Origin of the sequence: Niallia circulans NBRC 13626 (assembly GCF_001591585.1) — a bacterium.
Taxonomy (GTDB): Bacteria; Bacillota; Bacilli; order Bacillales; family Cytobacillaceae; genus Niallia; species Niallia circulans.
Genome location: NZ_BCVE01000033.1, coordinates 22,684 through 33,531, shown reverse-complemented (window position 1 = coordinate 33,531; position 10,848 = coordinate 22,684). Strand labels below are relative to the sequence as shown.

Genomic DNA, 10,848 nt, shown 5'->3' with positions numbered 1-10,848 from the left:
AAGGGGAGCATATCAAAATAGCCTCTCGTGTAATTGTTCGGGTTTTTTATGATTTATAGGAAAGGTGTTTGTGGTTATCACTTTCAAACTAACTACAAATTATTCAATCACAAAATCATCTGGTATAATTTGTAGTCGATCTACTATAGGAAGTGCATCTATTCCTCTTAATAAAACATCTTGGTCATAATCAACGATAAATCGTGAAAGCATTCCTTCCCTTGAATTTGGGATATCAGAAATGGAAGAGAACTCTCTGTTGGCGCGAATTGCATTTATTTCGAGAGAATCTTTTGCAAAAACGCCACCCTTAATATAGAACAGGGAACCAACACCATATAATTCAGCTTTTTTTTCTGTGTAAAAGAAAGCTTTTAAAGGTTGGATGATTGTCTCCTCATCTGGAAGATAAGGAAAACCAGTTTCTTTCATTGGATGGAAATGATTAAACTCATTCATTCTTGTAATCGTAAGTTTTTCCTTAGCTAATAAAATGAGCTGTCCCACTTTTTGGGCATTCGTTCTTTTATCAATATATGGCAAGCCAAGAATATTAATATTGGAAACAAAGGTCTCATTTAATGTGTAAACAACAGAGTTAATTTTGACTATATCATTTTCTCCAGACTCTTCTCCTTTTTCATCTCCGTTTATAGTAAATGAATCTAGACTGATCATATTGCTATTTAAAGAAATGGTTGTATTTAAAGGACGGATATGGATAGACTTCCCTGTAAGAATATCTCCGTTGATGCTGACACCGTTATGAGGATTACTTTTATTGTCAGCAGCAGACTCGATATTTAAATCACCTGCAACAAAGAGATTTCCTTGTAAATTCATTTCACCATCAAAATTGATTAGATGTAAATCACCAGATACATAAATATTATTTGCTAACTTTAATTGGCTGTTGCTTACTAAATATAAATCACCGTTAACAACTAAGTCCTTATCGAATGTAATAGGATAATTGCTGCTGTTAATAACAGTATCTCCGTTGATGCTTACTTTTTCCTTGAAATCTAATGGATTATTGTCACTCTTAATCTGAAAACTATTGGAGAGACGTTTGAGAGAATCTCCTAATACAGAAGAAGGTGCTTCTTGCTCTGGGACATTTTCAATCAAGGGAGCACTGTTTGATTGACCGTTTACGATACTAGCTACTTTGTTCTGAAGAAGACTTGGAAAATTAGCTGTTTCGCTTATATCTCTAATTGTTATATTGTTCAAATTATCATCTGTTCTTAACAAAGTATCCATTCGTTGGATAAAAGTACGATTATAATCAATATTAATAAATTGACTATCATGATTTAAAGAAGGTACTTCTCCTTTATAGAAATTCTTATCTTTCAGCACCGGAATTAAGTTTGCAGAACTACTATAAATATTACCGGTAATAGAAGGGGGAAGAGATGATTTTTCTTCTCTAGTACCATTTTTTAGCTGGTATTTCGCCCGATCACTAATTTGAAGCTGATTTGCATAAATATTGCCATTTACATTAGGTGATCCATTAATAAATAGTCCTTCTTCATTCTGTTTAGAGTAAGCTCCTAGCGCATACTTTAAAAAGCTAGGAAGGGGAGATAAAATTACTCGCTTCTTTAAGGTTCTTGTAATACTTCCTTCTGTTTCGTTAGGATTATTGGTTACAAGAATAATTTCTAGCACTCTGGTGAAATCTAATTCTCGATCGATCGTATAAGTACTATCCAAATCGTAGGTTTTTTTAGAACACGCTTTATTAGAAGAAATCTCTACTTTAGTAGCATCGCTTAAATCCACTACACTTAGACAACTAATCGATTCATTATACGTTTGATTTGTTAAAATTTTATTTAACGTTGGCATAATAACCATGGATGCAAGCTGTGTATCAAAAGAATCACTTACGATATATTGGTTATCGATCTGCCGATAATCTAAAGGTAAAGATTGTAAGGCATTAGCCATTTCATAGGTTATTTCTTCGAGTACTTTTTTGCTCTCATACGTAATATTGATGTCCGTTTCTCTCGTTTCTACCCTTTTTGTACTGCTTATACTAGATGCTACAATTGCCAGACCTATTGTTGTAAAAACTAATGAAATTAATAATACGGTAATTAGGGCGTTCCCTTTTTGATTCCAATTGAACATAAATGGTATTCTCCTTAAAAGCCAAATTGACTTTCTAAAGTTAAAGGTCGATTTAATCGTGCTTGATCGATGATAAAAGTGATATGGATTAACCCATGAAGGCAACGATTTTTATTTTCTGGGTCTGTTTTACTACAGGAAAGCCTTACTTTAGAACCGGTAAAATCCCCGCTTCCCTCTAGAATTTGATTATTGATCGAAACAGAAGTAATCGCTTCGTTTTTAAGCTGGTGGTCAACAAATGCAATACTACTTACTTTTGCATTCTCTGGTTTTATTTTTTCTTTATCATAAGTATAAAAAGAAGAATTCTCTTTAGTATTCTTCTCAAATACAGTCTTTTCTGTATCATATAAGCTGATTTTTGAATCTCCTTCTATCGTTACATAGTCAAAAGGGATGCTATTAAAGGAGTTCATCATCATAGAAACGGCATAATCAGCATCATCTCGGATTTGTCCTTCTATCTGAATTTTATTATATAAGGATAAACCAGACTGAAAGACTCCATAGATGACTGGCAATACGATTGCAAGAATGGTGATGGCTGCCAATAGTTCATATAGTGTTATTCCTTTTTCATCGAAGATCCTCACTTTTGATGGCTCCCTCCATGGAAGTATTGTACTCTTTTTTGTTTACACTCCATGTGACAGTTACTGTTAAAGGAATGAAAAAATTGCTGTAATTTTTATCTAAAATAGGCTTAATAATTACATGATAATCAATATTATTAATTTTAATAGGTGTACAGGATGCTTGATTATCTTTGTCCCAGATTACTTTATACTCATTATTGCAGATGAATAATTCACCTGTTGTCTCCTTATTATGATCTATTCTATTTTTTATGCTGATAAAGGAGTCTTCTTGGGTAGTTTGTTCCATGTATGTCAAAGCATTTCTAGCAACATTTATACCAGCAGTTTTTTTCTGATTAAGATTCGTATAAGAATAAGCTTGAGTAAAAAAGTTCATTATACCTAAAATGATTATACTAAGGATAGTAAGAGACAATAAAACTTCTATTAATGTTAATCCTTTAGAACTAGATATCAGCTTTGGAATTTTCATATTTTTTCCCTGCTTTCAAAAATGCTATTCTTATTATACAATACTAAATAGCTATTATATGATGAAAAGTATCAAAAAAATAATACAAAAGTTTTAGATAATTTACAAAAAATGTCGTATGATTAGATAAATGGTTCGAAAAGAGGAGGTGTATGAATGACTGTATACATTTTGGCGCTTATGTCCTTAATTTTTGTTGTGCCTGTTTTGTATTTCTTGCCATTAGGACTTTCGAATCGAGGGAAATTTACTATTATTGGATTAGCGTTTTGTATTTCTGCGATCGGATTACTTTCAAGGGAGCTATTTTCTTTCTGGCAAAGTATTTTAATTATGCTATTATTCCTTATTAGTGCAAGCTATCTTTTGTTGAAAAATTGGTCAACAATACTTTTTGTCATGCCAGAAGACGTAGAAGATTCTGTTATAGAGAAAAGACAAGAACCACGAGAAACAAAGGATTTAAAAACTACTCAGAATGACTTAGAACTAGAAGAGGATATTATTCCCTTTGTTCCAGAGGTAAATCAAGAAGACATTTTAACAAATGAAGCAGCTATCATTCAAGAGGAAACAGTCGAAAGCATAGGCATGAATCTTGATGTGATGAAACATTTAGAAGTTGTTAAACAGGAAGAAGAATTTTTACTTTCCATAGAGGAAGAAGTTATCGATAGAGAAATAGATAAAGAAATAGATAAAGAAATAGATAAAGAAATAGATAAAGAAATAGATAAAGAAATAGATAAAGAAATAGATAAAGAAATAGATAAAGAAATAGATAAAGAAATAGATAAAGAAATAGATAAAGAAATAGATAAAGAAATAGATAAAGAAATAGATAAAGAACCAGTAGAGACGAACTATCTAGCTGAAATTGAAAAAATGCTGGAAGAAAACGATCCTTCCACTGCTATTAAAACAAGCGAGGGAATTGACGAAGAAGATCAAATAGAGGAAATCTTTTTTTCTATTGGTGAGGATGCTGAAGTTGCAGTGTCAGTGGAAAAGATGGAACAGGAACAGCTCTGGAATGATCTAGCGGATAATGCCATAACGGAAGAGGAGAAAACAATCCTATCAGAAGAAATGACTGCTATAAGTGAACATATAGAGGAAGTGCAGGAGGATTCTGCTGTTGAAATGATGGATGAACAAGCAGAACTTTCACTGGAACAAAGCCAAGAAAATCAAATTGGATTAGATGGTGATAAACACGAAAATGTGGTAAGTGGCTTAGCTCATAAGATTATCAACAATACTTTAGCACAATTAGAACTGTTGCAGAATGCCATGGATATGGAAGAATTCGAGACTGTATTAACTCAGTGTTTGAAGAAGCCTATTCCTTTAAATGAATATTTTGCTTATTCTGCTTTGTTAATTGATGTATATGTTCAAAATAAGGAAGAGGGTAAATTAGAAAATTTATTATATTCGCTTAGAGAAAAATTTATGGAACAACCGATTGTATTAGAACAAATTAAATTTATGGAAGAAAAGTATCTGAAAGTATAGGGGAGATAGATTATGAAAATTAGCACACAGTTAAAAGGTTTACCGATTATCAGCATCTCTAACGGACAACAAGAAGGAAATGTACAGTCTTTAATCATTAATCCAGAAAAAGGTTTTGTGGATTTTTTAACACTAGAGCAAGAAGAATGGCAAGAGAGTATTCAAACAATCCCTTTTAAAAAGGTGATCGGTGTAGGGGAATATGCTGTAACAATCGAAAGTGCAAACTCTATCATTGATTTAACACAGATTCCTATTGCTAGTGAGCTGGCAAGCAAAAAAATCGCGATTATTGATACAAATGTTATTACTAGAAAAGGAGATCTTGTAGGTAAAGTGACAGAGTATCAAATTGACGAAGAGACAGGTGGAATCATTGGACTTGTTCTGGAGGATCGAGAATCAGTCATTTCATCCGATACTGTTATCACCTATGGTAAAGATATTATTATTGTGAAAGAAGAAGTAGCTGCACCTTATTCTGTTCAAGAAGAAGCTGTATCTTCAAATGACCACTTATTCCAAGGGTTGGAAGTAGTGGAGCGAGAAGATGAAGCTAGTCTTAATGGGTTAAAAGAAAAACAAAGAGAATTATTGCTCAATAAACAAGTAACAAAAGATATTTATGCAGCAGATGGTGAATTGATTGCTGCGGAGGGTTCTATATTAACACTAGAGGATATTGAGAAAGCGCAAAATGCGGGGCCAAGTGTAGTAATTGATCTATCCATGAGTGTTAATGCATAACAAAAGGAGTCATTACTTCATGAAAAACGTTCAAAGTGTAAAGCTATTTGTAGCTATGGTAGTTACAACTGCATTTATTTTTAGTTTTTCGCATTTTGGTGTAAATGCATATGAAAGGATTTTTTCGACCAAGGAAGGTTATGCGGAGGGAACAACTGTAGGTGGAGTAGATATTTCTGGAATGTCACTAGAAGAAGCTTTAAAAGTATTGAAGGATTCTCAAAAAGAATGGCTTCAATCAACCTCCATAAAATTAAAATATAAAGAAAAAACAGTAGATTTTGCTACTGATTTATTTACATTCCAATTCCAAGAAAGTTTAGAAAAGATACATCAGGGCACAGACAATTCATTGATTGTATCGTTAAATCAAGATGATTTAATCGGATTACTTTATTCGATATCTCCCTATCTCATAGAAGAAGATGTTTTTTCTGTGAATAAATGGAATGATTCTTTAATAGCGATAGCTTCCCAGTTAGACAAAGGAAATCACGAACTTGCGCTTCAAGAATATCTAGTCAGCCAAAAGGAAGAAGAAGTAATCTTAACAGATACTACATTAGAAGTTAAGGAAAATAAGAAAAATGTCGCTAAATGGGTAAAGCAATTTCCGAGTATTAAAGTGGGTCAAGAAGAAACGGTCTCGTTGCTAGATATAATGGGAAAACAGACAGATTCTTATTCGGATACTACATTAAGTATGGTTGCGACAGCTCTTCATCAACTAGTTTTAACAACTAACTTTACTATTACAGAGCGGTTTATAAGTAATCAATTGCCCAACTATGCCCAATTAGGCTATGAAGCGAAAATCAATCAATCTAAAAAAATGGATTACCGGTTTTATAATCCTAATGCTGCTGCTTATCAGCTTCAATTCAAAATGTCTGGCAATAAATTATATGCGTCGATAGTGGGAGTTCCGTTTTTATTTAAATATGATGTCGTTTTCTCCGATCAGCAAGCATTTAAGCCTAAAACGGTTATCCGATTTGATTCTTTATTAGGGTTTAATGAATATAGGACCGTTTCAGAAGGAACAGATGGGCTTTTAATTAAAGTCTATCGTTTAGCCAAAAATGACGATGGAGTAGAAGTGAAAAAAGATTTAATGAGCGAAGACTTTTATCCTCCAATCAATAAAGTAGTTGCTTCTGGATTAATAAAAGAACAGGAAACAGTGATTGATACAGATAATGTCGAAGATTCACTCGATTTAAATGATCCTTCTGATTCTGAAGAAAACATCAAGGAGGAAGAGACGGATACCGATAATCCAACGACAGATAATCCTCCACAGACAGAATCGGATAATCAGCATGTAAAAGAAGATGAGGACAAGGAAGAGACTCCACAAGCAGTAATAGAAAAATAATAAGTATAGAAATCGGGAGCTAAAGCAATGAAACAAATAAGAAAGCGGTTAGGAGATTTGTTGGTGGAGGCTGGCTTGTTGACAGAAGATCAATTGCAGCAAGCACTTAAAGACAAGCATCCAGATCAAAGGCTTGGAGATAGTCTGCTTCAAAAGGGTTATATTACAGAACAACAATTGATCGAGGTATTAGAATTTCAATTAGGTATTCCACATGTTAGTTTGTATCGCTACCCTTTTGACCCAAAGTTATTTACGATCGTTTCAAAGGAAACAGCGAAAAGACAATTAATTATTCCGCTAAAAAAAGAAGGAGAAAAGTTATATGTGGCAATGGCTGATCCAATGGATTTTTATACAATAGATGATTTGCGCTTATCTACTGGTTTTCAAATTGAGACAGCTATTGCGACAAAAGATGATATTTTGCGTGCGATCAATAAATATTATGATATGGACGAAGGGTTTGAAGAGTTGCTGTCTGATAATGGAGCAGTTGGCGAAGATGTGAGCGATAGTATGGATGAACAACAAGATACGCCGATTGTCCGCTTAGTAAATCAGATATTATCGAATGCTGCTGCCCTAAAGGCAAGTGATATTCATGTGGACCCTCAAGAAACAAAAGTGGTAATCCGTTATCGGATTGATGGCGTATTGCGTATAGAAAGAGTTTTGCCAAAACAAATGCAGAGTGTATTGATAGCACGGTTGAAAATTATGGCAAACTTGGATATTACAGAGCACCGCATCCCGCAGGATGGAAGAATGAAGTTTAATTTGGACTTTCATCCCATTGATCTCCGTGTTTCTACACTTCCGACTATTTATGGAGAAAAGATAGTTATGCGGATTTTAGATCTTGGAAGTACACTAAATGATTTAGATAAACTTGGTTTTAATAAAGTAAATTTGGCTAGATTTACAAATCTTATTGAGAAACCAACCGGGATCATACTTATTACAGGTCCTACAGGATCTGGTAAATCCTCCACACTCTATGCAGCACTAAACCGTTTAAACAGTGAAGAAGTCAATATTATTACAGTAGAGGATCCGGTAGAGTATCAATTAGAAGGAATTAACCAAATTCAGGTAAATACGAATGTAGGGATGACATTTGCAAAAGGATTACGAGCAATATTGCGTCAGGATCCTAATGTAATTATGGTTGGTGAGATACGAGATAAAGAAACAGCAGAGATAGCCGTGCGTGCTTCTTTAACTGGTCACCTTGTTTTTAGCACCTTGCATACAAATGATTCACTAGGCTCTGTTACAAGATTGTTAGACATGGGCGTAGAACCATTTTTAGTGGCTTCATCTGTAACAGGAATTGTAGCGCAGCGTCTTGTTCGTAAAGTTTGTAGAGACTGTGGACAAGTTCATGCTGCAACAGTAAGAGAAAAAGAAATCTTCGCGAAACGGGGTCTAACCATCGATAAAGTTGTTAGAGGAAAAGGGTGTGCTTCCTGTAATATGACGGGTTATAAAGGAAGGGTAGCTATTCATGAAGTGCTAGTTATCAATGATGAAATGAGAAAAGTCATTATGAATGGTGAATCTTTTTCTAGATTACGAGATCTTGCAATGAAAGCAAAAACCATCTTCCTAATTGATGATGGATTATTAAAGGTGAAGCAAGGAATTACGACTACAGAAGAAGTATTAAGAGTAGCTATCCCTGATTAGGAGGGACATTATTGAACCATAGTATTGATTACTTATTGAGAGTAGGCTTTGAATTAAAAGCTTCTGATATTCATCTTACAGTTGGTGTTCCTCCTGTTATGAGAATAAATGGAGATTTAAAGCGGTATGGGAAAAATAATTTAGAACCAAATGATACTGAGATAATGGCAAGAACAATGATTCCTGAGAAGTTATGGGAAGTATTCCAAGCTCGTGGTGAACTTGATTTCTCATACAGTTTAAAAGGAGTATCCAGATTTAGGGTTAATGTATATAAGCAAAGAGCATGCATTGCATTAGCTATTCGAGTTGTACCAACATCGATCCCTAGTCTAGATGATTTAAAGCTTCCTGCTATTATAAAGAAAATTGCTGAAAGGCCTCAGGGTCTTATTTTAATTACAGGACCAACAGGCAGTGGCAAGTCAACGACCTTAGCGGCGATGATTGCCTATATGAACGAAACTATGCGCAAGCATATTATCACATTGGAGGATCCGATTGAGTATTTGCATAAGCATGGAAAGTGTATTATTGATCAGCGGGAGGTTGGATTTGATACCAATAATTTTGCTAATGGCTTGCGAGCATCTTTGCGCCAAGATCCGGATGTGATTCTTGTTGGGGAAATGCGTGATTTAGAAACAATTCAAACAGCCATTACAGCAGCGGAAACAGGTCATTTAGTACTAGGAACACTGCATACATCAAGCGCTCCAGCAACCATTAACCGAATTATTGACGTTTTTCCGCCCGCACAGCAGGATCAAATTCGAATCCAGCTGGCTTCTGTTTTAGTAGCCATTGTAGCCCAACGACTATTCCCAACCCCAGATAAATCGGGAAGGGTTTCAGCAACAGAGATTCTTGTTAACAATTCAGCTGTAGCCAATTTGATTCGTAATGAAAAAATCCATCAGATTTTAAATATTATGCAAACCTCCAAAGCAGCTGGAATGCATACATTGGAAAGCAATGTAAAAGAATTAGTTCATGCTGGTGCTGTTTTAAGAGAGGCTGCACTTCCTTATCTACAAGAAAAGGAGCAATAAATATGGCTCGCTATAAATATACGGGAAGAGACCGAAAAGGAACAAAAAAAGGAATAGTAACAGCTTCATCCAAAAGAGAAGCGATGGTGCAGTTAAAAGAGAAAGGGATTAAGATAACAGAAATAAATGAAGTTCCTGAAACACTTTTAACAAAGGAAATCACATTTGGCAGTCCTGTAAAGCTACAAGACTTTGTCATTTATTTACGCCAGTTCGCTACCCTGATAAAAGCAGGGATATCAGTAGTGGATGCAACTGCGATACTTGCTGAGCAAACAGAAAGTAAGGCATTGCGTAAGGCTTTACTAGTGGTAGAACAAGATTTAAAGGATGGGAATCCTTTATCTTCAGCAGCAGCGAAGCATAGAAAGGTTTTCTCCAGTATGTTTGTAAATATGATTCGTGCTGGAGAAGCTACAGGGAGTATGGATGAGACTTTAGAAAGATTAGCTAATCATTTTGAAAAACAGCATTACACAAAGCAAAAAATTATTTCAGCCCTAACTTATCCTATAGCGATTGCGATTATTGCTTTTATAGTTGTTATATTTTTATTGGTGAGTGTTGTACCAACGTTTGTGGATATGTTTGCTGATTTTGATAGTGAGTTACCCGCCATTACACAATTTGTTCTATCGGCAAGCAGCTTTATGCAAAAATTTTGGTGGCTTGTATCTTTGCTGTTGATTGCATTTATTATTGCTATCATGGTTATACGAAATAATAAAGCAGCGAAGTTTTATCTCGATTATTTTCTATTAAGAGTGCCGATTTTCGGAAAAATTCTGCAGAAAGCTGCGATTGCGAGAATGACACGCACACTTAGTTCACTGTTTTCAAGCTCTGTTCCCATTTTACAGGCTATTTCGATAGTCGAAAGAGTTATTGAAAATGAAGTAATGGCCAAAGTCCTTGTTCAATCAAGAGGTGCGCTTGAACAAGGTCAGTCATTAACTGTGCCAATGAAAGCCCATTGGGTGTTTCCGCCACTTGTGACGCAGATGATAGCAATAGGGGAAGAAACAGGATCATTAGATGAAATGCTTGCAAAGGTAGCTGACTTCTATGAAAAAGAAGTCGATACAGCAACTGATCGACTAAAGTCCTTGATTGAACCTATTATGATTGTTTTTCTTGCAAGCATTGTTGGGACAATCGTGTCATCTATCCTAATACCAATGTTTGAGATTTTTAACCATGTCCAATAATTTTTAGCCGATTCTATTAAAAAAAGATATA

At 34.8% G+C, this 10,848-nt stretch carries 9 protein-coding genes; 6 read left to right on the top strand and 3 right to left on the bottom strand.

The genetic code is table 11. The features are described 5' to 3' along the window. Nucleotides 1-99 precede the first annotated feature (99 nt). The 3 genes from BCI01S_RS23375 to BCI01S_RS23365 are packed head-to-tail and all read right to left on the bottom strand — an operon-like array spanning nucleotide 100 to nucleotide 3,222. Complete coding sequence (locus tag BCI01S_RS23375; RefSeq protein WP_061801239.1) at nucleotides 100-2,148, bottom strand: hypothetical protein; 2,049 nt, start codon at nucleotides 2,146-2,148, stop codon at nucleotides 100-102. Nucleotides 2,149-2,162: 14 nt separating this feature from the next. Continuing rightward, complete coding sequence (locus tag BCI01S_RS23370; RefSeq protein WP_047943582.1) at nucleotides 2,163-2,744, bottom strand: type II secretion system protein; 582 nt, start codon at nucleotides 2,742-2,744, stop codon at nucleotides 2,163-2,165. Beyond that, entirely contained in the window at nucleotides 2,728-3,222 is a 495-nt protein-coding gene (locus BCI01S_RS23365; RefSeq protein ID WP_061801238.1) for a type IV pilus modification PilV family protein, read from the bottom strand. Before BCI01S_RS23365 ends, BCI01S_RS23370 begins: the two co-directional genes overlap by 17 nt. 156 nt (nucleotides 3,223-3,378) lie before the next feature. Between BCI01S_RS23365 and BCI01S_RS25515 the strand changes: the two genes are divergently transcribed. The 6 genes from BCI01S_RS25515 to BCI01S_RS23335 are packed head-to-tail and all read left to right on the top strand — an operon-like array spanning nucleotide 3,379 to nucleotide 10,817. Beyond that, nucleotides 3,379-4,740, top strand: coding sequence for a hypothetical protein (locus tag BCI01S_RS25515; protein ID WP_061801237.1), 1,362 nt, complete (start codon nucleotides 3,379-3,381; stop codon nucleotides 4,738-4,740). A 12-nt stretch (nucleotides 4,741-4,752) separates the two neighbouring features. Further along, complete coding sequence (locus tag BCI01S_RS23355) at nucleotides 4,753-5,487, top strand: PRC-barrel domain-containing protein (RefSeq protein ID WP_061801236.1); 735 nt, start codon at nucleotides 4,753-4,755, stop codon at nucleotides 5,485-5,487. Nucleotides 5,488-5,506: 19 nt separating this feature from the next. Continuing rightward, nucleotides 5,507-6,865, top strand: a complete 1,359-nt coding sequence (locus BCI01S_RS23350) for a VanW family protein (RefSeq protein ID WP_061801235.1) — start codon at nucleotides 5,507-5,509, stop codon at nucleotides 6,863-6,865. A 27-nt stretch (nucleotides 6,866-6,892) separates the two neighbouring features. Further along, entirely contained in the window at nucleotides 6,893-8,557 is a 1,665-nt protein-coding gene (locus tag BCI01S_RS23345; RefSeq protein ID WP_061801234.1) for a GspE/PulE family protein, read from the top strand. 11 nt (nucleotides 8,558-8,568) lie between these two features. Beyond that, the gene (locus tag BCI01S_RS23340) at nucleotides 8,569-9,609 is read left to right on the top strand and encodes a type IV pilus twitching motility protein PilT (protein WP_061801233.1); all 1,041 of its coding nucleotides are present in this window, start codon (nucleotides 8,569-8,571) and stop codon (nucleotides 9,607-9,609) included. A gap of 2 nt (nucleotides 9,610-9,611) precedes the next feature. Next, the gene (locus BCI01S_RS23335; RefSeq protein ID WP_047943589.1) at nucleotides 9,612-10,817 is read left to right on the top strand and encodes a type II secretion system F family protein; all 1,206 of its coding nucleotides are present in this window, start codon (nucleotides 9,612-9,614) and stop codon (nucleotides 10,815-10,817) included. Nucleotides 10,818-10,848 lie beyond the last annotated feature (31 nt).

Coding starts and splice junctions, on each gene's coding strand:
- BCI01S_RS23355 (WP_061801236.1), top strand. CDS start 4,753: ATGAAAATTAGCACACAGTTAAAAGGTTTACCGATTATCAGCATCTCT.
- BCI01S_RS23335 (WP_047943589.1), top strand. CDS start 9,612: ATGGCTCGCTATAAATATACGGGAAGAGACCGAAAAGGAACAAAAAAA.
- BCI01S_RS23350 (WP_061801235.1), top strand. CDS start 5,507: ATGAAAAACGTTCAAAGTGTAAAGCTATTTGTAGCTATGGTAGTTACA.
- BCI01S_RS25515 (WP_061801237.1), top strand. CDS start 3,379: ATGACTGTATACATTTTGGCGCTTATGTCCTTAATTTTTGTTGTGCCT.
- BCI01S_RS23365 (WP_061801238.1), bottom strand. CDS start 3,222: ATGAAAATTCCAAAGCTGATATCTAGTTCTAAAGGATTAACATTAATA.
- BCI01S_RS23375 (WP_061801239.1), bottom strand. CDS start 2,148: ATGTTCAATTGGAATCAAAAAGGGAACGCCCTAATTACCGTATTATTA.
- BCI01S_RS23345 (WP_061801234.1), top strand. CDS start 6,893: ATGAAACAAATAAGAAAGCGGTTAGGAGATTTGTTGGTGGAGGCTGGC.